The organism is Streptomyces sp. SGAir0957, assembly GCF_043523415.1.
Map to the genome: position 1 here is coordinate 1,000,279 of NZ_CP027293.1, position 23,045 is coordinate 1,023,323.

At 71.7% G+C, this 23,045-nt stretch carries 19 protein-coding genes and 1 pseudogene; 10 read left to right on the plus strand and 10 right to left on the minus strand.

What is annotated here, in order from left to right:
• Window positions 1–139 precede the first annotated feature (139 nt).
• The 4 genes and pseudogenes from C1N81_RS09785 (at window position 140) to C1N81_RS09800 (ending at window position 5,474) form a co-directional block, all read left to right on the plus strand.
• A complete protein-coding gene (locus C1N81_RS09785) occupies window positions 140–1,495 on the plus strand; it encodes a glutamine synthetase family protein (protein ID WP_394428364.1) in 1,356 nt (451 codons plus the stop codon).
• Between the two features lie 40 nt (window positions 1,496–1,535).
• The gene (locus tag C1N81_RS09790) at window positions 1,536–2,810 is read left to right on the plus strand and encodes a cytochrome P450 (protein ID WP_394428365.1); all 1,275 of its coding nucleotides are present in this window, start codon (window positions 1,536–1,538) and stop codon (window positions 2,808–2,810) included.
• 96 nt (window positions 2,811–2,906) lie between these two features.
• A pseudogene (locus C1N81_RS09795) lies at window positions 2,907–3,477 on the plus strand (MarR family winged helix-turn-helix transcriptional regulator).
• 275 nt (window positions 3,478–3,752) lie between these two features.
• Entirely contained in the window at window positions 3,753–5,474 is a 1,722-nt protein-coding gene (locus tag C1N81_RS09800; RefSeq protein ID WP_394428366.1) for a PP2C family protein-serine/threonine phosphatase, read from the plus strand.
• Between the two features lie 52 nt (window positions 5,475–5,526).
• Here C1N81_RS09800 and C1N81_RS09805 read toward each other — a convergent pair whose 3' ends face one another.
• A complete protein-coding gene (locus C1N81_RS09805) occupies window positions 5,527–5,928 on the minus strand; it encodes a VOC family protein (RefSeq protein WP_394428367.1) in 402 nt (133 codons plus the stop codon).
• 26 nt (window positions 5,929–5,954) lie between these two features.
• Window positions 5,955–6,233: a hypothetical protein gene (locus C1N81_RS09810; protein ID WP_394428368.1), complete on the minus strand. Its 279-nt coding sequence runs from the start codon at window positions 6,231–6,233 to the stop codon at window positions 5,955–5,957.
• Between the two features lie 160 nt (window positions 6,234–6,393).
• On the opposite strand from C1N81_RS09810, the gene C1N81_RS09815 reads away from it, so the two are divergent.
• Window positions 6,394–7,221: an alpha/beta fold hydrolase gene (locus C1N81_RS09815; RefSeq protein ID WP_394428369.1), complete on the plus strand. Its 828-nt coding sequence runs from the start codon at window positions 6,394–6,396 to the stop codon at window positions 7,219–7,221.
• A 30-nt stretch (window positions 7,222–7,251) separates the two neighbouring features.
• Here the strand turns inward: C1N81_RS09815 and C1N81_RS09820 are convergent, their stop codons facing one another.
• A complete protein-coding gene (locus C1N81_RS09820; protein ID WP_394437837.1) occupies window positions 7,252–7,509 on the minus strand; it encodes a WhiB family transcriptional regulator in 258 nt (85 codons plus the stop codon).
• Window positions 7,510–7,612: 103 nt separating this feature from the next.
• A complete protein-coding gene (locus C1N81_RS09825) occupies window positions 7,613–8,182 on the minus strand; it encodes a cysteine hydrolase family protein (protein WP_394428370.1) in 570 nt (189 codons plus the stop codon).
• A 289-nt stretch (window positions 8,183–8,471) separates the two neighbouring features.
• Here C1N81_RS09825 and C1N81_RS09830 point away from each other — a divergent pair, with 289 nt between their 5' ends.
• The 4 genes from C1N81_RS09830 to C1N81_RS09845 all read left to right on the plus strand — a co-directional run bounded on the left by C1N81_RS09830 (window position 8,472) and on the right by C1N81_RS09845 (window position 12,891).
• The gene (locus C1N81_RS09830; RefSeq protein ID WP_394428371.1) at window positions 8,472–10,850 is read left to right on the plus strand and encodes a phosphoketolase family protein; all 2,379 of its coding nucleotides are present in this window, start codon (window positions 8,472–8,474) and stop codon (window positions 10,848–10,850) included.
• Entirely contained in the window at window positions 10,832–11,350 is a 519-nt protein-coding gene (locus tag C1N81_RS09835; RefSeq protein WP_394428372.1) for a DUF6328 family protein, read from the plus strand. Before C1N81_RS09830 ends, C1N81_RS09835 begins: the two co-directional genes overlap by 19 nt.
• Window positions 11,351–11,471: 121 nt before the next feature.
• A complete protein-coding gene (locus C1N81_RS09840; RefSeq protein ID WP_394437839.1) occupies window positions 11,472–12,440 on the plus strand; it encodes an LLM class F420-dependent oxidoreductase in 969 nt (322 codons plus the stop codon).
• 58 nt (window positions 12,441–12,498) lie between these two features.
• A complete protein-coding gene (locus C1N81_RS09845; RefSeq protein ID WP_394428373.1) occupies window positions 12,499–12,891 on the plus strand; it encodes a hypothetical protein in 393 nt (130 codons plus the stop codon).
• An 18-nt stretch (window positions 12,892–12,909) separates the two neighbouring features.
• On the opposite strand, the gene nrfD is transcribed toward C1N81_RS09845, so the two are convergent.
• From nrfD to C1N81_RS09865, 4 genes are all read right to left on the minus strand, one after another.
• Window positions 12,910–13,815, minus strand: a complete 906-nt coding sequence (nrfD, locus tag C1N81_RS09850) for an NrfD/PsrC family molybdoenzyme membrane anchor subunit (RefSeq protein ID WP_394437840.1) — start codon at window positions 13,813–13,815, stop codon at window positions 12,910–12,912.
• A gap of 122 nt (window positions 13,816–13,937) precedes the next feature.
• On the minus strand, window positions 13,938–14,825 hold the full coding sequence (locus C1N81_RS09855; RefSeq protein WP_394428374.1) for a 4Fe-4S dicluster domain-containing protein: 888 nt from the start codon (window positions 14,823–14,825) through the stop codon (window positions 13,938–13,940).
• Complete coding sequence (gene fdh / locus C1N81_RS09860) at window positions 14,822–18,013, minus strand: formate dehydrogenase (RefSeq protein WP_394428375.1); 3,192 nt, start codon at window positions 18,011–18,013, stop codon at window positions 14,822–14,824. Before fdh ends, C1N81_RS09855 begins: the two co-directional genes overlap by 4 nt.
• Before the next feature lie 27 nt (window positions 18,014–18,040).
• A complete protein-coding gene (locus C1N81_RS09865; RefSeq protein WP_394428376.1) occupies window positions 18,041–18,256 on the minus strand; it encodes a hypothetical protein in 216 nt (71 codons plus the stop codon).
• Between the two features lie 140 nt (window positions 18,257–18,396).
• On the opposite strand from C1N81_RS09865, the gene C1N81_RS09870 reads away from it, so the two are divergent.
• Complete coding sequence (locus C1N81_RS09870; protein ID WP_394428377.1) at window positions 18,397–18,771, plus strand: PPOX class F420-dependent oxidoreductase; 375 nt, start codon at window positions 18,397–18,399, stop codon at window positions 18,769–18,771.
• Window positions 18,772–18,798: 27 nt separating this feature from the next.
• Here the strand turns inward: C1N81_RS09870 and C1N81_RS09875 are convergent, their stop codons facing one another.
• Both C1N81_RS09875 and C1N81_RS09880 read right to left on the minus strand, forming a co-directional pair.
• Window positions 18,799–19,359 carry a DinB family protein gene (locus tag C1N81_RS09875; protein WP_394428378.1) on the minus strand — a complete coding sequence of 187 codons (561 nt, stop codon included), beginning with the start codon at window positions 19,357–19,359 and terminating at the stop codon, window positions 18,799–18,801.
• 123 nt (window positions 19,360–19,482) lie between these two features.
• Window positions 19,483–22,869, minus strand: coding sequence for a CARDB domain-containing protein (locus C1N81_RS09880; RefSeq protein WP_394428379.1), 3,387 nt, complete (start codon window positions 22,867–22,869; stop codon window positions 19,483–19,485).
• Between the last annotated feature and the right edge of the window lie 176 nt (window positions 22,870–23,045).

Below are 23,045 nucleotides of genomic sequence, written 5' to 3' on the forward strand. Positions count from 1 at the left end.
AACATAGGTGAGCCGTCCGATGGGGTCAATCCCCGTCGTTCCGCGCGGAGTTGGGCAGAAGGGCTTGCCGGGAGCCCGCGGAGTTCCTACGGTCGAGCTACCGTTTGGCATCAAACAAGTGGTGTCCGAGGAGGCAGCGGTGAGCGCACACGACCCCACTCAGCTCCGCCGGCACACCGAGCGGCTCCAGGAGGCGGGCATCGACGTGGTCCGGGTCGTCTACCCCGACCTGCTCGGCACCGACCGCGCCCGCGACGTGCTGCTCGACCATCTGCCGACGGCCTGCGCGCACGGGCTCGCGTTCTGCCGCGCCGTCTACCACACCACCCCGCGCGGCGACGTGGTCCCGGTCGCCGGCGGCCTCGACGCGGGCCTGCCCGACATGGTCGTCCGGCCCGACCTCGAAACCCTCGCCCCGCTGCCCTGGGAGCCGGGCGTGGCCTCCTGTCTGGGCGACGTCACCGACGCGCGGACCGGGGCGCCCGCCGCCGAGTCGCCGCGCGACCTGCTGCGCACGGTCCTCGCGCGCTGCGCGGAGCACGGCCTCGCCCCGGTGGCCGGGCCCGAGCTGGAGTACTTCCTGTGCGAGCCGGAGCCCGGAGTCGCCGACGGCTGGCGCCGCTACTCCACGGCCACCGGCATCGTCTACACGGCCGGGCTGCGCGCCGACCCGGACAACCACCTGCTGCGCGTCCTGCGCCCGCTGCGCGATCTCGGCATCGGGGTCACCACCGGGAACCACGAGTTCGACGGGGCGCAGTTCGAGATCAACCTGCGCCACTCCGCGGCCCTCGACGCCGCCGACCGGGCGTTCCGTCTCAAGTCCGCCGTCAAGGAACTCGCCCGCAAGGAGGGCAGGCTCGCCACCTTCATGGCCAAGCCCTTCAACGACGCGGGCGGTTCCGGTTTCCACCTCCACCTGTCGTCCGCCGGCGGCGACGGCGGCAACACCTTCGACGGCCCGGCGGACGCGTACGGCCTCTCGGACACCGCGCGCCACGCCGTCGCCGGGCTGCTCGCGCACGCCCCGGCGCTGGCCGCCCTGCTCAACCCCACCGTCAACTCCTACAAGCGGTTCGGGCCCGACACCCTCGCGCCCTGGCTGATCGACTGGGGGCTCGACAACCGCAGCGCCATGGTCCGCGTGCCGCCCGAGCGCGGCGCGGGCGCCCGCCTCGAACTCCGGCTCGGGGACGCCTCCGCCAACCCGTACCTGCTGATCGCGGGCGCGTGCGCGGCCGCCCTGCTCGGCGTCGTCGACGCGGCCGAACCGCCCGCGCCCCTGGAGGGCTACGGGTACGACACCGCGCGGGCGGCGCTGCTTCCGATGAGCCTGCCCGCCGCGCTCGACGCCCTGGAGGCGGACACCGGCCTCACCCACCTCCTCGGCAAGGACTTCACCGCCGCCTACCTCACCTACAAGCGCGACGAGGTGGCCCGCTTCCAGCAGCACGTCACGGACTGGGAGTTCGCCGAGTACGCCGACCACCTGTGATCCCCATGTGCACGTTCCGCGGACCCAAGGAGAGCCCTCGATGACGGCACCCGCCCAGGTCGAGCCGCTGCCTCTCGACGCGGTCGACCTCACCGACCTCGACCGCTTCACCGACGGCAGCGCGCCCTGGCGCATGTTCCACACCCTGCGCCACGAGGACCCGGTGCACTGGCAGCCCGAGGAGGCGCCCAACTCCGGCTTCTGGGCGGTGACCCGGCACGCCGACATCGTCGCCGTCGACCGGGACCCGGAGACCTTCACCTCGACACGGTTCGTCAACCTCGAAGAGGTCGACGACGACCAGATCGCCAAGCGCGCCTCCATCCTGGAGCTCGACGGCGTCCGCCACCGCGCCCTGCGCGCCCTGCTGCAACGGCAGTTCGGGCACAGCGTCATCAGCCGCTACACCGACTTCCTGCGTGGCCTGACCGCCCGCACCCTGGACGCGGCGCTCCCCCTGAAGGACTTCGACTTCGTCACCCATGTCGCCGCCGACTTCCCCATCAACGTCCTCGCCCGGCTCCTCGACGTACCGCCCGAGGACAACCGGCAGCTCATCGACTGGGGCAACCGGCTCATCGGCAACACCGACCCCGACTACGCCGACGTCCTCCTCTCCGACCCGGACAGCGAGCGCTACCGCGACCTGCCCTTCCGCTCCCCCGCCGCCACCGAGGTCTTCGCGTACGGGCGTGAACTGGCCCGGGAGCGCCACGGCAAGGACGGCGACGACCTGGTCTCCCGGCTCGTCAACCAGACCCCGCGCGACGGTGTGCCGCTCTCCGCGCAGGACTTCGACAACTACTTCCTGCTCCTGGTCGTCGCGGGCAACGAGACGACGCGCCACGCCATCAGCCACTCCATGCTGGCCCTCACCGAACACCCCGACCAGCTCGACCTGCTGCGCCGCGACCCCGCGCTGATCCCGGCCGCCGTCGAGGAGTTCCTGCGCTGGGCCTCCCCCGTCTACCACTTCCGCCGCACCGCGACCCGCGACACCGAACTCGGGGGCCGGCGCATCAAGGAGGGCGACAAGGTCGTCATGTGGTACGCCTCCGGCAACCGCGACGAGGACGTGTTCCCGGACCCCTACGCGTTCGACGTGCGGCGCACCCCGAACGATCACGTCACCTTCGGCAAGACCAGCCCGCACCTGTGCCTGGGCAACCTCCTGGCCCGTACCGAGATCCGCATCATGTTCGAGGAGCTGATCCCGCGCCTCGCCGACGTGCGCCTCAGCGGTCCGGTCCGCCGGGTCCGCTCCAACTTCGTCAATGGAGTCAAAGAGCTGCCCGTGACGGTGACGCCCACCTGACCGCCCTGGATGCGCGGCCCGTGACGGGGGCGGGCCGCGCGGGGACGCCCCCGTATGATGCGGTGCTCAACGAACCGACTCGCGACAGGAGCGCCCGTGCCCAGCCAGCGGTCCATCAGCCAGGCGGAGCGGCTCGCCGAGGCCAAACTCGGCGGCATCCCCGTCCGGCGGGAGCAGATGGCGGCCGTGGCCAACATCTACCGCGCCGCGTCCGCCGTCCGCCAGCACCTGGAGAACTCCGTGCTGCGCGGCTCGGACCTGACCTGGACCGGCTTCGTGGTCCTGTGGGTCGTCTGGGTGTGGGGCGAGTCCGAGACCCGGCACGTCGCCGAGGAGGCCGGCATCTCCAAGGGGACCCTGACCGGCGTCTCCCGCACCCTCGAATCACGCGGGCTGCTGCGCCGCACCGGGCATCCGAGCGACGGGCGGCTCGTGCTGCTCGGCCTCACCGATGAGGGCGAGGAGTTCATGCGCGAGGTGTTCCCCGCGTTCAACGAGGAGGAGGCCTTCGTCACCTCCCGGCTGAGCGACGCCGAGTGCCGCGGCCTCGCCGACGGCCTGCGGCGCGTCGTGCAGCAGGTCGAGGAGGAGGGCGAGGACCGGCGCCGGACCCTGCTCAACGGCGCCGCCCCCCCCCCGCCGCAGCGGCCGCAGGGCCCGGGGCTGAACCCAGCGGTCCGCGCGCGGGGCCCGCGCACACGAGCGGTGCGAGGAGCAAGGCGGCGGGACGGTGTGCGAGGAGCAGGGCGGCGGGACGGTGTGCGAGGAGCAGGGCGGCGGGACGGTGCGGCACCGGAACAGGACACCGCCACATGGCGGAGGCCGACTGGCCCCGCGCGCCTGCCGCGCCGATCGTGTTCGACACCGCCCCCGCCCGTACGTCGACGAAGACCCGGCCCCCGCGTCACCGCAGACCCCGCCCGGACAGAAGGCATGACGCCCATGGACGCAGCCTCCACCAGACGCGACGCGCGCGCACGCCTGGAGCTGCGGGCGATCCACGCGCTGCTCGACTCCCAGCGGCGGCGCATCCAGGCCTACACCGAACTGCAGCGGCCCTTCGCGCGCGCGTGCGACAGCGCCCCGGCCCCGCCGGCGGACCCCTCCACCCCGTCCGGGCAGGAGGTGCTCGACGCGTTCCCGCTGCCCGCACTGCTCGTCGCGCCCGTCGTCGGCCCCGACGGCGAGATCCGTGACGTCTTCTACCTCGGGCAGAACGCCGCCTCCCGCGCCTACGGGGCGAGCCGGCTGCCGGACGCGCGGCTGCCGCGCTGGGCGGGCCCGCTCTCCCTGTTCGAGCACTTTCCGGCGCTCGCGGACACGGCGGTTCCCGCGATGCTGGCCCGCGCCCGCCGCGACCGCGCGCCGCAGGGGCCCGAGACGGTGGAGTGGCTGGTCAGCACGGCCGCGGGCCCGGTACGGATCAACGACGAGGTGCGGGTCGCCCCGTGCGGCGACCATCTGCTGCTCACCTGGGAGCGCGGGCACCGCCCGCGGATGGCCGAGGCGGCCCAGGAACTGGTGCTGACCTGCTGGGCGGAGTGGAACCTCGGGGACCTGCACGTCGAACCGTCCCTCGGCTTCCGCGACGTGCTCGGGCTCACCGGCTGCGCCTCCGTGCCGACCCTCTACGACCTGGCGGGACTCGTCACCCCGGACAGCCTGCCCCGGCTCTACCAGACGCTGTACGACGTCATCCTGCGCAAGCGCAAGACCGAGTGCGAGCTGCGGTTCGCCGGGTCGGGGGCGCGGGTGTTCCGGATGGTCGCCGAGCCGGTGCGGATCGCTCCCGGCAGCCTGGTGTGGGCGGTGCGGGCGGTCCTCATCGACGTCACCGCCGAACGGCGGCGGCGGGAGAGCGCGGAGAGCGCCGCGCGCGAGGCCCACCGCCAGCTCGAACGCGTGGAGGCCGTCACGGAGGTCGCCGACGTCCTGCGCGACGTCGTCCTGCCGCACTTCCAGGACGAACTCGCCGCGTTCGGGCTCGACGCGGCGGCGGTGTACCGGCCCGACGCGCGCGAGGCCCGGGTCGGCGGCGACTGGTACAAGGCCCGCAAGACACCCGACGGGCATCCGCTGATCGCCCTCGGCGACGCGCGCGGGCACGGCCTCGAGGCGGCCACGCTCATGGCCAAACTCCGCTACGCGCTCGCCGGGCTCGCCTACACCGAACAGCCCGTGGAGCGCCTCACGCACTGGCTCAACGAGGTGGCCTGCGCCGACGGCACCGAGTCCACCGCCACCGCGATCATCGCCCGCTACCACCCCGAGCGCACCCTGCTGCGCTGGACCTGCGCCGGGCATCCGCGCCCCGTCCTGCTGCGGGACGGCCGCGCCGAACAGCTGCCGGACCCCGACGGCGGCCCGGGGCTCACGCTCGGCGTCCTGTGCGACACGGAGTACACCGCCGCGACCGCCACCCTGCGGGTCGGCGACATCGTGCTGATGTACTCGGACGGGCTGACCGAGCGCCGGGACTCCGACCCCGATCTGGACACCCGGCGGCTGCTCGACGCCGCGGAGGAGTGCCTGGCCGAGGCGGCGCCGCCGGCCGGCCACGCCGCGCTGCAGGACTTCGCGGAGCGGCTCGTCACCCGGCTCGACGGGCCGCACCGCACGGACGACGCGACGCTGCTCGCGCTGCGCCGGATCGACACGGGCTGACGGGCTGACGGGCTGACCCCTCACCCCGCCCTGGTCTCTGCCGTCTCCCGCGTCAGGCGGCCGGGCCTCCGCTGCCGCTGCCGCTGGGCGCGCTGCTCAGGTCGACGACGCAGAACACGTTGCCGTCGGGGTCGGCGAGGACGACGAAGTCGGGGTCGGGCGGGTACTCCCAGTCGACGGTCCGGGCGCCGAGCCCCACGAGCCGCTCGACCTCCGCCCGCTGCTCCTCGGCCGAGTCCGTGAACAGGTCCAGGTGGAGCCGGGGGCGGGGTTCGGCGGGCGACGCGCTGACCATGAGGGCCAGGGCGCGTCCGGAACCGTCGGCGTGGTGGAGGGTCCGCCAGGTGTCGCTCGCCCACTCCCCGGTGTCGACCACGGGCAGCGCCCGCGTCCAGAAGGCCAGCGCGCGGGGCAGGTCCGTGACGCCGATGACGGGATATCCGAGTCGCAACATGCGGGGAGCCTACGGGGCCGGGGCCCTCACCGGGCGTCGGGCTGCGGGGAGTCGAGGGAGTCGTTGCGGGTCTCGTAGATGGCGGTCACCTGCACCAGCTGTTCCTCGCTCAGGCCGCGCAGGAGGTCCTTGTCGGTGAGGAGCTCCTCCCGCTCGGCGACCAGTTGCGCGAGGCGCTCCGCGTCGGGGGCCGCTGCGTCCCGGTGCCGGCCGATCCGCTCGTCGTAGCGCGCCAGCAGGCTGTCAAGGGCGCCCTCGGCCCGCGCGAGGGCGGGCGGCAGCTCTTCTTCGTAGGTCACATCCATGTGATCCATCATCACCGGCCGGGCGCCGGACGGCCGCGCACGTCCGACATGCGGCGTATGCGGCGAGCCGGTTCAATGAGGTGCGTGCGCGCCGCCCGTACAGCTGTGCGAGATGCGGCGTGCTGTCCCCCACCACCCGCCGACCGGCGAGGAGAACATCGTGCCCATCTGCAACACCCGTGACGGTGTCGAGATCTTCTACAAGGACTGGGGAAGCGGCCGTCCGGTCGTGTTCATCCACGGCTGGCCGCTCAACGGAGACGCCTGGCAGGACCAGCTGAAGGCGGTCGCCGACGCGGGGTTCCGCGGCATCGCGCACGACCGCCGGGGCCACGGACGCTCCACCCCGGTGTTCGACGGCTACGACTTCGACACCTTCGCCGACGACCTGAACGACCTCCTCACCGGCCTCGACCTGCGGGACGTCACCCTGGTGGCACACTCCATGGGCGGCGGCGAACTCGCCCGCTACATCGGGCGCCACGGCACGTCCCGGATCAGGTCGGCGGTGCTGCTGTCGGCGATCCCGCCGCTCATGGTCCAGGGCCCGGACAACCCGGAGGGCGTCCCCGCGAGCGTCTTCGACGACCTCAAGGCCGGCATCCTGAACGAGCGCTCACAGTTCTGGAAGGACACCGCCGTCGGCTTCTTCTCCGCGAACCGGCCGGACAACAAGGTCACCGAAGGCAACAAGGACGCCTTCTGGTACATGGCGATGGCCGAGACCATCGAGGGCGGCGTCGCCTGCGTGGACGCCTTCGCGTACACCGACTTCCACGACGACCTGCGGAAGTTCGACATCCCGCTCCTGGTGGTGCACGGCGACGACGACCAGGTCGTCCCCCTCGACGCCACCGGTCGCAAGACCGCCGAGCTGGTGCCCGGCGCGCAGCTCAAGGTCTACGAGGGCGGCTCCCACGGCATCGCGCTCGTGCCCGGCGACAAGGAGAAGTTCAACAAGGACCTCATCGAGTTCCTCGGGTCCTGAACGAGCCGCGCCCGCCCCTAGGACCGGCTCTCAACCGGCGTGCGCCTTCTGCCGGTTCCTGCGGCGCGCCTTCAGCAGGGCGGCGCGTTCGGTCTCGGACGTGCCGCCCCAGACCCCGGTCGTCTGCTTCGTGTCCAGGGCCCACTCCAGGCACTCGGACATCACCGGGCACCGGTGGCAGATCTCCTTCGCGTCGTGCTCGTCCTGCAGCGCGGGGCCGCTGCCGCCGACGGGGAAGAACAGCTCCGGGTCCTCCCAGACGCACGCCGCCCTGTTCAGCCACGCCATCTCGTCCATCTCGCGCCTCCTCATGGGTGTCGGAAGCAGCGCGGGTACCCACAACCTCAGCGACAACAACCGCTCCAGCCCAGGCAATCGGCGGCCGGTCCCCTCAACCCTGGTCGGGGAAGGCGACCTCGTCGCCGGTGACGATCCGGGCGCCCATGTTCCTGCGCATCATCTCCAGCGCGGAGTCGGCCAGTTGCGGGTGGATGTGGGCGACGGCGTCGGAGACCACGGTGACGTCCAGGTGCCGGATGTGGGCGTCGAGCGCCGAGTACAGCACACATTGCTCGGTGACCTGGCCGGTCAGGACGACCTCGCGCACACCCAGCTCCCACAGCAGATACGTCAGCGGCGTCTCGTAGAAGATCGAGTGCCGCGCCTTCAGGACGAACAAGGCCTCGTCGTCCGGCCGGAGCGGCTCGACCAGCTCCGCGTGCGGCCCGGCGAGCGCCGCGTCGACGAGGGCGCCCTGGTGGGAGCGCCACTGCCCGAAGTTGTCGTTGACGTAGATCACGGGCACGTCCTTCTCGCGCGCCGAGTGGATCAGGTCGGCCACCACCGGCACGATCTTGCGCGCCGAGGGCAGGAGCGCGTCCGCGTCCGGATGGTCGTACGTGTTGATCATGTCGATGACGATCAGGGCGCACGTCCGCCGTTCCGTGGCTTCTCCGGACATCACACGTACCTTCTTTCGTTGCGCAGCGGCTCTACCAGGCTGGACACACATGTGACACCTGCGCCACACGGCCCCCTGTGCCGACGGTCGCCCCGGGTACCCCCGTGCCGCCCGGGGGATGCACGGCGCCGCGCAGCACATGCGTCGCCCATCGGCGCAGGTCACGATGGAGAAGGCGCGGAAAAGGGTGAGTGCCGCTGAAATGTGTGGGAACGCGTGGAGGGCGGACCCGCCGGGCCCGCCACCGCATCCGTCCGACGACGCCCGCCGACACGGTTCTGGAGCACTGATGACTACGGCCGACCCCGACGCCCCGGTCCTGACCGCCGACGAACTGCGCGAGGTGGACGCCCACTGGCGCGCCGCCAACTACCTGGCCGTCGGCCAGATCTATCTGATGTCCAATCCGCTGCTGCGCGAGCCGCTCCGTCCCGAGCACGTGAAGCCGCGCCTGCTCGGCCACTGGGGCACCTCCCCCGGCCTCAACCTCGTCTACACCCACCTGAACCGGGTGATCAAGAAACGTGACCTGGAGGCGCTCTGCGTGTGGGGCCCGGGGCACGGCGGCCCGGCGGTGCTCGCGGGTTCCTGGCTCGAGGGCAGCTACAGCGAGATCTATCCGGACGTGACGCGCGACGCGTCGGGCATGGCCCGCCTCTTCAAGCAGTTCTCCTTCCCCGGCGGGGTCCCCAGCCATGTGGCGCCGGAGGTGCCGGGCTCCATCCACGAGGGCGGCGAGCTGGGCTACTCCCTCGCGCACGCCTACGGCGCCGCCTTCGACCACCCGAACCTGCTCGTCGCCTGTGTCGTCGGCGACGGCGAGGCGGAGACGGGCCCGCTGGCCGCGTCCTGGCACTCGGGCCGCTTCCTCGACCCCGTGAACGACGGCGCCGTCCTGCCGATCCTGCACCTCAACGGCTACAAGATCGCCAACCCGACGGTCCTCGCCCGGATGCCGCACGACGAGCTGGACGCCCTCCTGCGCGGCTACGGCCACCTCCCCCTCTACGTGGAGGGCGACGACCCCGAGCGGATCCACCAGGACCTGGCCCGCACCCTGGACCAGGCGATCGACCTCATCACCGACCACCAGCGCGCGGCCAGGACCGGCGAGGCGACGCAGCCCGTCCGCTGGCCCATGATCGTGCTGCGCACCCCCAAGGGCTGGACCGGCCCCGCCGAGGTCGACGGCAAGCCCGTGGAGAACACCTGGCGCGCCCACCAGGTCCCGCTGCCCGAGGTCCGCGAGAACCCGGAGCACCTCGCCCAGCTGGAGGGCTGGCTGCGCTCGTACCGGCCGGACGAGCTCTTCGACGAGGACGGCCGCCCCGGCGACGCGGTGCTCGCCTGTGTCCCGCAGGGCACGCGCCGCCTCGGCTCGACGACGTACGCCAACGGCGGTCTGCGGCTGCGGAGCCTGCCGCTGCCGCCGCTCGACGACTTCGCCGTGCCCGTCGAGAAGCCCGGCGCCACCCTGCACTCCCCCACCGGACTCCTCGGCGAGTATCTGGAACGCCTCATGGCGGACACGGCGCGGGAGAGGAACTTCCGGCTCGTCGGCCCCGACGAGACGGCCTCCAACCGCCTGCAGGCCGTCTACGGGGCGAGCGGCAAGACCTGGCAGGAGGGGCTGCTGCCGGTCGACGAGAACCTGGACCGGCACGGCCGCGTCATGGAGGTGCTCTCGGAGCACATGTGCCAGGGCTGGCTGGAGGGGTATCTCCTCACCGGCCGGCACGGGCTCTTCTCCTGCTACGAGGCGTTCGTGCACATCGTCGACTCGATGGTCAACCAGCACATCAAGTGGCTGAAGACGTCCCGGGAGCTGCCGTGGCGGGCGCCCGTCGCCTCGCTCAACTACCTGCTCAGCTCACACGTGTGGCGCCAGGACCACAACGGTTTCTCGCACCAGGACCCGGGCTTCATCGACCATGTGCTCAACAAGAGCCCGCAGGTCGTCCAGGTGTTCCTGCCGCCGGACGCCAACACCCTGCTCACGGTGGCCGAGTCCGCGCTGACCAGCCGCGACCACGTCAACGTCATCGTCGCGGGCAAGAACCCGGGACCCGACTGGCTCCCCCTCGACCAGGCGCGCGCCCACGTCGCGCGCGGCGCCGGGGTCTGGGACTGGGCGGGCACGGAGAGCGGCGAGGGCCCCGACGTGGTGCTCGGCTGCGCGGGCGACATCCCGACGCAGGAGATCCTCGCCGCGGCCGGACTCCTCCGCCGCCACCTGCCCGACCTGGCCGTACGGGTCGTGAACGTCGTCGACATGACGACGCTCCTGCCGGCCACGGAGCACCCCAACGGCATGCGGGACGCCGAGTACGAGGGCCTGTTCACCGCCGACAAGCCGGTCATCTTCGGCTACCACGGCTATCCGTGGCTCATCCACCGCCTCACCTACAAGCGGGCGGGCCACGACAACCTGCACGTCCGCGGCTACAAGGAGTCCGGCACCACGACCACCCCGTTCGACATGGTCGTCCGCAACGACCTGGACCGCTACCGCCTGGTCATGGACGTCATCGACCGGGTGCCCGGACTCTCCGTCAAGGCGGCGGCGGTCCGGCAGAGGATGGCCGACGCCCGCACCCGGCACCACCGCTGGATCCAGGAGCACGGCACCGACCTGCCCGAGGTCCTGGAGTGGCAGTGGCCGGGCTGAGCGGCGACGGCCCGGTGCCCGGGCGGCGCGGCCGGTCGGAGACGGTCGAGGAGCGGGCCGACCGGCAGTGGGCGGAGATCATCCAGGAGCTGCGGGTCGCCCTGACCGGTGTGCAGATCCTCTTCGGGTTCCTGCTCACCGTGGTGTTCACGCCGCGCTTCCCGCAGCTGTCCGACACCGACCGCACCGTCTACATCATCACGGTGCTCCTCGGTTCGGCGGCGACGGGCGCCCTGATCGGGCCCGTCGCCATCCACCGGCAGGTGGCGGGGCGGCGGATCAAACCGCAGGCGGTGCTGTGGTCCTCCCGGCTGACCTTCGTCGGTCTGGTGCTGCTGCTGTGCACGCTGACGTCGGCGCTGCTCCTGATCCTGCGCGTGGCGATGCGCGACCCGATCGTCCCGGTGCTCGTGGCGGCGGTGCTCGCCTGGTACCTGCTGTGCTGGTTCGTCCTCCCGGCCTGGGCGCGCAGACAGCACACCGAGGAAGAGAACCCGTGATCCCCGCCCGACACCCGATACCTGACACCTGACACCAGACACCAGACACCTGACACCAGACACCTGACACCTGAACCCCGACACCTGACACCCGACACTCGACACTCGACATGGAGGTGACATCGTGCAGATCGGCTACACGATGATGACCGAGCAGGCCGGCCCCCGGGACCTGGTGCGGCACGTCGTGGCGGCGGAGGAGGCGGGTTTCGACTTCTCCGTCACGTCCGACCACTACTCCCCCTGGCTGGCCGAACAAGGGCACTCCCCGTACGCCTGGGCCGTGCTCGGCGCCGCCGCGCAGGCGACCTCGCGCATCCCGCTCATGACGTACGTGACCTGCCCGACCACCCGCTACCACCCGGCCGTGGTCGCGCAGAAGGCCGCCACGCTGCAACTGCTGTCCGAGGGCCGGTTCCGGCTCGGGCTCGGCTCGGGCGAGAACCTCAACGAGCACGTCGTGGGCGGCGGCTGGCCCGCGCCCGGTGTGCGACTGGAGAAGTTCGAGGAGGCCGTCGGCATCATCCGGGCGCTGTTCGAGGGCAGGGAACTCACTCATCGCGGGCGCCACTTCGAGGTCGACCGGGCCCGCCTGTGGGACCTGCCCGACACCTCGCCCCCGATCGGTGTCGCCGTCTCGGGGCCGGTCTCCTGCGCACTCGCGGGCCGCGTCGCGGACCTGGTCATCGCCACCGAGCCGCGCGGCGACCTGCTCGACGCCTTCGACCGCGCGGGCGGCGCGGGAAAGCCCCGCGTCGGCCAGCTCCCCATCTGTTACGACCCCGACCGGGACGCCGCGGTCAAGCGGGCCCACGAGCAGTTCCGCTGGTTCGCGGGCGGCTGGCGGGTCAACGCCGAGCTGCCGCACCCGGTCTCGTTCGCCGGGGCGACCGAGCTGGTGTCCCCCGAGGACGTCGCCAAGTCGATCCCGTGCGGCGACGACGTCGCGGAGTTCGTCGAGGCGCTGCGGCCCTTCGCCGACGCGGGGTTCACCGAGGTCGCCCTCGTCCAGATCGGCGGCGACCACCAGGACTCCTTCTTCCCCTGGGCACAGAACGAACTGCTTCCCGCCCTGCGCGAAGCCCTGTGACCCGTCCCCCTCACGCACCCCCGACCCCCCACTCATCCACTCGTTCCAGGAGGTCTTCATGACCGGCACCACCGACGCCGACCACACGCTCGTCACCGTGAACCTGAGCAACTGCGCGGAGCGGGACGCCCAGCGCGTCCTGTCCTACCTCGGCTCGGTCTTCCCCGACCGCGCGCCCACGGACAGCGGGCCCGGCACGGACAGCGAGCCCACCACGGTGTGGACCGCGCAGCTCGACGTGAGCGCGGGCTCCTCCGCCTCGGGCACCTCGGGCACCTCGGGCAAGAACGCCGAGCCGATCGAGGGCGACGTCACCGTCGACGCCCAGGGCGTGCCGCACGAGGTGAACGCCGTCCGCAAGGTCCTCGCGGAGGCCTACGAGGTCAAGGACGCCGGTTCGGCCTCCGGCGACCAGGAGCTCGACAGCCAGTTCACGCTCTCCCCGCGCTGACACACACGGTCGCCACGGTCACCGGGCCCGCCGCTCACGCTCCTCCAGGCGTGCGCGCTGCGGGCCCACCGTGTATTTCGGGTCCTCGGCCGAGGCGACGCCCGCCTGGAAGATGCCGAAGCGGGTGCAGGCCGAGCCCGCGAGGAGAGCGAGGCCCGAGGCGATCGCGGTCGGCCGGCCGCGTCCGAGGAGGGCCGCGCCGGCCGCGCCCGTGAGGGTGAGCGCCTGCGCGGTGCGAAGGAGCGTGCCCGCCCTGCCCTGCCGGTAGGTCTCGGCGACGGGGCCGAGCCGCCGCTCGGCCGCCCTCATGGCCGCGGTGTCCGCGAGCGCCGCGACGGCGGCGGCGCAGCGCGCGGGCGCGTTCTCGTGGAGCGGCGCGACGACGAGCGCCATGCCGGAGGCCGCCGCCGTCGCCGACGCCGTGAAGAGATAGGGCAGTTCGCGGTGGGCCCCGTGCCACGCGGGCACGGCGGTGTCGGCCGCGAGGACCGCGGTGTACGAGGCGACCATCGGCCCGAGGAGCGCGGCCGCGCCGGTGGCCACGGCGCCCGCCCGGGGCAGGCGGCCGGTGACGGCGCTGGCCGCGGCGGCTCCGGCGGCGGGCCCGTAGGCGCTGAGCAGCCAGGACCCCATGCTCATCGGGGACGTGGGCTTGAAGACGCGGAGCATGTTCACGAACCGGGACGGGCGGCCCAGGTCGTGGACGAGGGCCGCCGCCGACAGGGAGATCGCGGCGAGCGAGGAGACCTTCAGCGTGGTGGCGGTGTGCTTGCGGCCGGTGCACTGGGCCCCCGCCGCGAGGACCGAGCCCGCCCCGGCGAGACCGCCGAGGAAGAAGTACCCGGCGATGTCGCGCGCCTCCCACGACGGCGGCTTGATGACGGGGCGACCGTAGTACGAGTCGAAGTCCGCCTTCGGCACCATGAGCTGCTCGCCCTTGCGGCCTTTACGGCCCTTGCCGTTCTTACCACCCTTGCCGTTCTTGCCGTTGGTGCCGTTGGTGCCGCCTGTGGGTCCGGGGCCCGCCGCGCGGTCGTCCCGCGTCGTCATCGCTGCCTCCCGGCCGCCAGCGCGAAGGACGCCGCGACGCCGCCGAGCAGGGCGAGCGCCGCCCCGCCCGCGTGCTTCCACATCGTCGGCAGGTCCCGGGTGGTGACGACGGGGTCCGGTGGCAGCCCGTACACCTCGGGGCGGTCCAGGAGCAGGAAGAACGCCCCGTCGCCGCCGACACCGTCCTCGGGGTCGTTGCCGTACAGGTGCGCCTCCGCGACGCCCGCCCTCTGCAGTTCGTCGACGCGCAGGGCCGCCCGTTCGCGCAGCTCGTCGAGCGGGCCGAACTGGATGGAGTCCGTCGGGCACGCCTTCGCGCACGCCGGTTCCTGGCCCGCGCCGAGCCGGTCGTAGCACATGGTGCACTTGAAGACACGGCCGTCGGTGGGGCGCTGCTCGATGACGCCGTAGGGGCAGGCGGGCACGCAGTAGCCGCAGCCGTTGCACACGTCCTCCTGGACGACGACGGTGCCGAACTCGGTGCGGAACAGGGCACCCGTCGGGCACACGTCGAGACATGCGGCATGGGTGCAGTGTTTGCACACGTCGGAGGACATGAGCCAGCGCATGTCGGAGCCGGTCTTCTGCTGCCCGGAGGCGATCGACACGTCGTCGGCGAGGGGCAGTTGGGTACGGCCCTCCGGCGCGGGCTGCTCGATGAACGCGACATGGCGCCAGGTGGAGGCGCCGAGCCCCTGTGTGTTGTCGTACGACATACCTGACAGCGACAGGCCGTCCTCGGGGATGGCGTTCCACTCCTTGCACGCCACCTCGCACGCCTTGCAGCCGATGCACACGGACGTGTCGGTGAAGAACCCCATCCGCTCCTGATCCGTGCCCTGGCTCGTGTCCTGCCCCGTGATCTGGCTCGTGTCCTGGCTCATGCGCGGGTCTCCGTCCCGGTGGTGTCCGTGATGCCCGCACGGCGTCGGTACGCGGCGACCAGGCGCGGCAGTTCGGGCCCGCGGGGGCGGCGGCCCGGCCGGATGTCGGCGGTGAGCGCCTTGTCCTCCTGGATGTGCGCGTTGGGGTCGAGCGTGATGGCCATGAGTTCGTTGGCGGCGTCGCCGGTGACCACGCCGTTGGGCCCCCAGTGGAAGGGCAGACCGATCTGGTGGACGGTGCGGCCCTGCACGGTCAGCGGCCTGATGCGGTCGGTGACCATGACGCGCGCCTCGATGGCGTTGCGCGCGGTGACGATGGTGGCCCATCCGCCGTGCTCCAGGGAGCGTTCGGCGGCGAGCTGCGGGGACAGTTCGCAGAACAGCTCGGGCTGCAGCTCGGACAGGTAGGGGGACCAGCGGCTCATGCCGCCCGCCGTGAAGTGCTCGGTGAGCCGGTGGGTGGTGAGGATGTACGGGTAGACGCCGGCGCCGGGCTCGTTCCCGCTCGGGTGGTAGCGGTTGCCCTCGTGCGGCATCGCCTTGCGGACCGGGGAGCGCGGGGTGCTCGGATAGAGGGCGTTGGTGAACGGCGAGTCCTGCGGCTCGTAGTGCGCGGGCAGCGGGCCGTCCTCCAGGCCCGCGGGCGCGTACAGCCAGCCCTTGCCGTCGGCCTGCATGATGAACGGGTCGTCGCCGCGCAGCGCGTCGGGTCCGCTCGAGTCGTCCTCGGGCACGTAGTCGGGGGCGCGGTCGGGGATGAAGTCGGGGATGTCGTAGCCGGTCCAGCGCCCCGCCTCGGCGGAGGCCCGGTTGTAGAGGATGCGCCGGTTGGCGGGCCAGGCCCAGGCCCATTCGGCGGCCACCCAGTCCTGCTCCTGCCCCGGCTTCTTGCGGGCGGCCTGGTTGACGCCGTCGGCGTAGACGCCGCAGTAGATCCAGCAGCCGCAGCTGGTCGAGCCGTCGTCCTTCAGCTCCGTGTACGCGGAGAGCGGGGCGCCGTCGGGGCCGTGGCCGTTGATCTCGGCGAGCACGGTGGCGGCGACCGGCTCCTCCAGGGGCCCGTCGACGGGGTAGTCCCAGGCGAGGTCGCGCACCGGGCGGTCCATCGGGTCGGTGGAGTGGGCCAGGCGCTCCTTGATGCGCCGGCCCAGGTGGTACATGAACCACAGGTCGCTGCGCGCGTCCCCGTCGGGTTCGACGGCGGCGTGGTGCCACTGCACCCACCGGTTGGTGTTGGTGAACGAGCCGGACTTCTCGGTGTGCGCGGCGGCGGGGAAGAAGAAGACCTCGGTGCCGATGTCCTCGGTGCGCAGCTCCCCGGTCTCGATCTCGGGACCGTCCTGCCACCAGGTGGCGGACTCGATGAGGGAGAAGTCGCGGACGACGAGCCAGTCGAGGTTCGCCATGCCGAGGCGCTGCAAGCGGGTGTTGGCCGAGCCGACGGCGGGGTTCTCGCCCATCAGGAAGTAGCCCTTGCACTCGCCGTCGAGCTGCGACATCACCGTCTCGTAGGTGGCGTGCGAGCCGGTGAGGCGCGGCAGGTGGTCGAAGCAGAAGTCGTTGTCCGCGGTGGCCGCGTCCCCGTAGTAGGCCTTCAGCAGGCTCACGAAGTAGGACCGCATCTCGGCCCAGAAGCCCTTCTCGGTGCGGGACGTCGCGATGAAGTTCTCCAGGCTCATCTCCTTGTGCGCGTGCGGCATCGGGAGGTAGCCGGGGAGCAGGTTGTAGAGGGTGGGGATGTCGCTGGAGCCCTGGATGGAGGCGTGGCCGCGCAGCGCCTGGATGCCGCCGCCGGGCCGTCCGATGTTGCCGAGGAGCAGTTGGAGGATGGAGGCGGCGCGGATGTTCTGGGAGCCGGTGGAGTGCTGGGTCCAGCCGACCGCGTAGACGAGGCAACTGGTGCGGTCGCGGCCGGAGTTGGCGGTGAGCGCGTCGCACACCCGGAGAAACGTGTCGCGCGGGACGCCGCACACCTCCTCGACCATCTCGGGGGTGTAGCGGGCGAAGTGCCGCTTCAGCACCTGGTACACGCAGCGCGGGTGTTGCAGCGTGGGGTCGGTGGGGGCGTCGGGCCGGGTGCGGGCGCCGCCGGAGCCATGGGTCTCGGAGCGGCCCGCGGAGCCGATGCGGTCCTCGTACTGCCGGTCGACGTCGCCGGTCGGCTGCTGCACCTGGGCGCCCTCGTACTGCCAGCTGTGCGGGTCGTACTTCGGCTTGTCCTCGTCGAGCCCGGAGAAGACGCCGTCGAGGTCCTCGGTGTCCTGGAAGTCCTCGCTGACCAGCGTCGCCGCGTTGGTGTAGTTCAGGACGTACTCGCGGAAGTCCTTCTCCTCGGTGAGGACGTGGTGGATGATGCCGCCGATGAACGCGATGTCGCTGCCCGCCCGCAGCGGTACATGGAGGTCGGCGAGGGCGCTCGTCCGGGTGAAGCGGGGGTCCACGTGGATGATGGTCGCGCCGCGCGCCTTGGCCTCCATCACCCACTGGAAGCCGACCGGGTGGGCCTCGGCGTAGTTGGAGCCCTGGATGACGATGCAGTCGGAGTGCTGCTGGTCCTGCATGAAGGTGGTGGCGCCGCCGCGGCCGAACGAGGTGCCGAGCCCGGAGACGGTGGAGCTGTGGCAGACGCGCGCCTGGTTCTCCACCTGGACGACGCCGAGGCCGGTCAGCAACTTTTTGATCAGGTAGTTCTCTTCGTTGTCGAGCGTGGCGCCGCCGAGGCTCGCGATGCCCATGGTGCGGTTGGTGCGGACGCCGTCCTTCTCCCACTCCCAGGTCTCGCGCCGGGTGCGGATCACCCGTTCGGCCACCATGTCCATGGCGGTGTCGAGGTCGAGCGGTTCCCAGTCGGTGCCGTGCGGGCGCCGGTAGAGCACCTGGTGGTGGCGGGCCGGTCCGGTGGTCAGCTGGAGCGTCGCGGAGCCCTTGGGGCAGAGCCGCCCGCGGCTGACCGGGGACGCCGGGTCGCCCTCGATCTGGACGACCTTCTCGTCCTTGACGTACACCTGCTGGCCGCAGCCGACGGCGCAGTACGGGCAGACGGACTGCGTCACCCGGTCGGCGCTGTCGGTGCGGGGCCGCAGGTTCGCCGTGTGCCGCGACTTGGCGGCGCTCCCCCGGCCGAGTGGGTCGTCACCGGTCAACTGCCGGTAGACGGGCCAGCCACGGAATCGGTCGGTGACACCCATGCGGACTCCTAGGCGGGGGGGCGGGGTTCAGGCCGGTGACTCGTCGGGGTCGGGGTGCTCCGGATGCACGGTGTCCGAGCCTTCGGCTCCGCGCCGCCGTGTGCCCGCCTCGTCCGTGTCGGGGACGTCGTCACCGCGCTCCGCGGGCAGGTCGAGCGCGTCGTCGCCCTCGCCGGCCTGCTGGTCCGGCAGATCCCTGGGGACGGGTGCCTCGTTCCGGTCGTCGAGCCGATGATCAGTCACAGCAGCCTCCATTGTTCGTCACCCGGCAGGGGTCCGCACGCGCAGCGCGGACGCGCACCGGGTACCTGCCCGGCCGGGGCCGAAACGTCACAAGATCCTCGACGCCGTCACCCCCTCGATAGACTCCGGGTGTGTCAGCCATGGACGAGCTCCGTCGCAGCAAATACATCAGCCTCACGACGTACCGGAAGGACGGGACACCGGTCCCGACACCTGTCTGGCATGTGGTGCGTGACGAGCACACGTTGCTCGTGGTCACACCCGCCGACTCCTGGAAGGTGAAGCGGCTGCGCAACAACAGCGCGGTGACGGTGACCGTGTGCGACCTGCGCGGCCGCACCGCCCCGGACGCCACCCCCGTCACCGGCACCGCCCGCCTGCTCGACGAGGCGGGTACCGAGGACGCGCAGGCGCTGCTCGCCAAGAGATACGTGCTCTCCCGGATCGGCAACGGGTTCCTCAAGCTCCTGCGTATCCGCAAGAAGCCGAACATCGGGATCGCCGTCACCGTGTGAGGAACTAGGCCAAGGGAGCTACTGGAGCTACTGACCGACCCTGCCGTCGACGCATTCGCGCAGCAGGTCGGCGTGCCCGCAGTGGCGGGCGTACTCCTCGACGCGGTGGACGAGGAGGCTGCGGACCGAGATGCCGTCCTTGCCGAGGCGTTCGCCGAGGTCGGGGTGGGCGGCGAAGGCCGCGTCGGTCGCCGCCTGCTCCCGCTCCAGGTCGGCGAAGGCGGCGTCCACGACGGCCGGTTCGGGAACGGCGTCGTCGAAGTCGGCGTCGCGCCGCCCGTACAGCTTGGGGAGCGCATCCTCGTCGGCGATCCAGTTGCGCCAGTCGCGCTCCACCTCGGCGAGGTGGCGGACGAGGCCGAGCAGCGACATCGTGGAGGGCGGTACCGAACGGCGGGCTAGCTGCTCCGCGTCCAGGCCGTCGCACTTCATGCGGAGGGTCGCGCGGTAGCCGGAGAGGTAGTCCTCAAGGGTGGCGAGTTCGCCCTCGGGCTCGGGCCCGTCGCTGTCGCGCGGGTCGTCCTGCGGGTCCACCCACATGTCGGGGTACGTGGTCGCGCGGGTCCATCGTGCGGGTTGGTCAGTCATGGGGGCCATGGTCGGCCTCGGGGCCGAGGGCCCGCCACTCGTTTACGCGAGGGGGCTTCGCCGCCGGCGTGGACAGCGGGGCGTCGGACACGCCGGCGACGAAGGTTCGGCGGAGGGCCGGGATCAGCCCTGCTTGATGACGAACTGCGATCCGGGCTCGGTCAGGATGTCGCCCTGCGCCGAGTTGGTGATGGTCACGCCCTTGAGCGTGGCGCTGCCGCGCGCGCCGGACATGGCCAGGATGCCGGAGCCGTTGTTCGACTTGTCGATGGTGACGTTGCTGATCTGCACATCGGGCATCTCACCACCACCCGTCTTGAACTGGATGCCGTCATACGTGGAGTCACGTATGTCGGTGTCGCGGATCGTGACGCCCGGGATGGGCTGACCTTGCGCGAACAGGGTGATCGCGCCGAACTCCTGGTCCTCGTTCCAGAAGGCTCCGCCGGTGCGGTACAGGCCGTTGTTGGCGATCAGGGTCGAGCCGGTGAAGGGCAGCGGGTCGTGGTCGGTGGCGAGCATGATCCCGGGGTAGTTCATGGTGTCCGAGATCAGGTTGTTCTCGATGGTGTTGCCGTAGCCGCCGTAGACCGCGATGCCGTTGGCCCGCCAGGGCAGCTGGACGGTGTTGTTGCGGAAGTGGTTGTCGTGGCCGACGTCGACGGATGTGTCCTTGACGTACTTGCTGGCCCAGACGGCCATGGCGTCGTCGCCGGTGTTGCGGAACGTGGAGTTGTAGACGGTCGAGTTGCGGGTGCCGTTGGCGAAGTTGACGCCGTCGGCATAGGTGTCGCGGATCCGGACGCCGTTGAACTCGACGCCGTCGCCGGGGCCCCACAGCTCGGGGATGTTGGAGTAGTCGCGGCCGACCCAGGCGGCCACGTTGGCGTGCTCGATCCACACGTTGGTGATTTTGGTGTTCTTGCCGAAGCGGCCGTTGAGCGCGACGCCGCCCTCCGCGTTGCCGTCACCGCCCCGGATGGTGCCGGAGCCGAAGATGGCGATGTCGGAGATCTTGGTGTTGTCGTCGATGTCGAAGCCGAAGTTGCCCTCGTGGGGGTGGTTGATGCCGCCCGCGTCCTGCGGCGCGATGAGGGAGTACAGCTGCGAGTGCCACATGCCGGCGCCCTTGACGGTGACGTCGCGGATGCCGACCTGGTTGTACTGGCCCCGGTTGAGCGGGTCGTCGGTGAGGATCTTCTTCTCCTGGCGCCACTGGCCCGCCGGGATCCACACGCACGGGATCTGTCCGGCCTGGTCGGCGGTGACGGCGCGCTGGATGGCGTCGGCGTCGTCGATGCCGTCGTTGGGCACGGCCCCGTACTGGGTGATGGAGACGCAGTCGGACGGCTTCGTGGCCGGGGCGGCGACCTGCTCCAGGTCGATCAGGTCGACGATGTAGAAGGCGGCCGTGTCCCCGCTGTCGCGCTGGAGGCGGAACGTGGTGCCCTCGGGGTAGGTGTCGGTGAGCAGCGCGTGGGCCTCGTCGAACAGGCGCCGGGCGTCGCCGCCGGGCCGGTTGGTGAGCCCCTCCGGGTCGTCGGTGGTGCCGTAGAGCCAGCTGTGCTTGGACGACAGGTTGAGCTTGCGGACGAAGGTGCCATTGGCGTAGAGGCTGAGGGTCGCCTCCTGGCCGCCGCCCGACGCGGAGTCGGGGATCGAGTTGCGGACGACGAGGGAGTTGGTCGGCGTCGTCGAGGTGAACTCCACGTACTGACCGGTGGAGTTGAGCCGGACCGACTTGCGGCCCGAGGACTCGGTGGCGAAGTTGGTGTGGCCGAAGGTGCGCTTGGCGTCCGCCGTCAGGACGGTGCCGTTGGTCCTGCCGTCCTCGGCCTCGTACTCGGTGTAGGGCACGGCGGCGCCGCGTCCGACGACGAGGGTGCGGGCGTAGGTGTTGTTGTTCTCGTTGGTCTCGGTGACCTTGTTCGTGGCGTCGGCGGTCGCGGTGAGCGCGGCGCCGCCGTTGGTGGCGGTCCAGGTGCCGCCGAGGGCGACGGTGGTCGAGGCACCGGCGGCGACGGCGTCGGTGGTGCCGGTCAGGGTGGTGCCGCCGACGGTGAGCTGGGTGACGGTGCCGGCCGCCGCCTGGCTCGTGCCCCGGTTGTGCACGGTGACGCCGAAGGAGACCTTAGCGCCGACGGCGGGGTTGGCCGGGTTGGAGGTGATGCCGGTGACCTCCAGGTCGGGGCCCGGCGCCTGGGCGACGACGAGCTTGGAGTCGGCGTTGCGGCTGTTGTTGGTGTTGTCCAGTTCGGCGACGGCGTCCGTCGGGTCCACGACGGCGGAGACGGTGTAGCTGCCCGTCGGGTGGGTGCCGACCTTGACGGGGACCTTCGCCGAGGCGCCCGCGGCGAGGGCGCCGACGGACGCGCTGCCCGCGACGGTGCCTTCGAGGCTGACGTCGACCGTGGTGGCGGGGGACGCGGCGGTCCCGGCGTTGCGGACGGTCGCCTCGACGGTGACCGCGTCCGCCTCGGACGGGGAGGTGGGCGACCAGGTCAGCCCGGTGACGGTCAGGTCGGGGGCGGGGGCCGCCGCGCCGACGACCTCGAACTCGGCGATCTGGCCGCCGCCCGCCCCGGTGTTCCCGGAGAACTGCAGGCGTACGTCGGCGTAGCGGCCGGAGACCGGGATCGTGACCGTGTTCTTGTTGGTGGCCGGGTTGAAGGTGTACTGGGCGCTCGCCTTCAGGGACGTGAAGTCGGTGGCGCCCGCCTTGCGGCCGAGGACCTGGAGGGTCTGGGTGCGGGTGCCCCAGGCGGCGTTCGGGTTGAGCTTGAGGACGACGCCGCTGAGGTCCGCGTCGGCGCCGAGCTTCGCGGTCAGGGAGGAGGACTGACCGCTCGCCTCCCAGTACGTGTCGGTGCTGCCGTCGTTGGCGTTGGCCGCGACGTAGTTCTGGGTGACGGAGGTCGCCTCGATCGGCTTGCGCAGGGCGAGGTTGGTCCCGGCGGGCGGCTCCTGCGGGTCCTCTCCCCCGCCCTCGGGGCTGCCGAGGACCTCGACCTCGGACAACTGGGCGGCGTTCCAGCCGGAGTTGTCACCGACCTGCACCCGGACGTACCGGGTCTCGGCGGTGACGCCGACGGCCACGCTGTTGCCGGAGCCGGGTGCGAAGCTCCGCTTCGCGGCGGCCGACAGGGTGCTGAAGGTGCCCCCGTCGGCGCTGCCCTGCACCGCGACGGTCTCGGTGCGGGCCTCCCAGGACGCGGGCAGCTTGAGCACGACGCCGCTGACGTCGACCGTGCGGCCGAGGTCGATCTGCACCCACTGCGGGAACGAGCCGGTCGGCCCTTCCCAGTACGTGGCCTGGCTGCCGTCGGTCACATTGCTCGCGGGGTAGCCGTCATGCGCCCCGCCGGTCGTGACCGGCCTGCCGAGTGCCACGTTCTCGTCCGCCGCCGCGGCCTGGGCCGTGGCCGGCACCAGACCGACGGTCAGCAGCCCCGCCGTCACCGTCCCGGCGAGCCATCGCCATCTATGACGTGCCCCTGACATATGCGTCATGACGCTCCCGTCGTCCAAGTATTGAGTTGCTCTGTTAATTTTTTGCGTTCAATCGCTGCACAGATTCGCGGTACGAGTAAGGGCTGTCAACGGTTACGACATATTTTGCTGATGCCGGGGCGCGGACGGTGCGCGGCGCAGGCTCTAGAGGCTCGGCGCCCGCGAGGCAAGGAGAA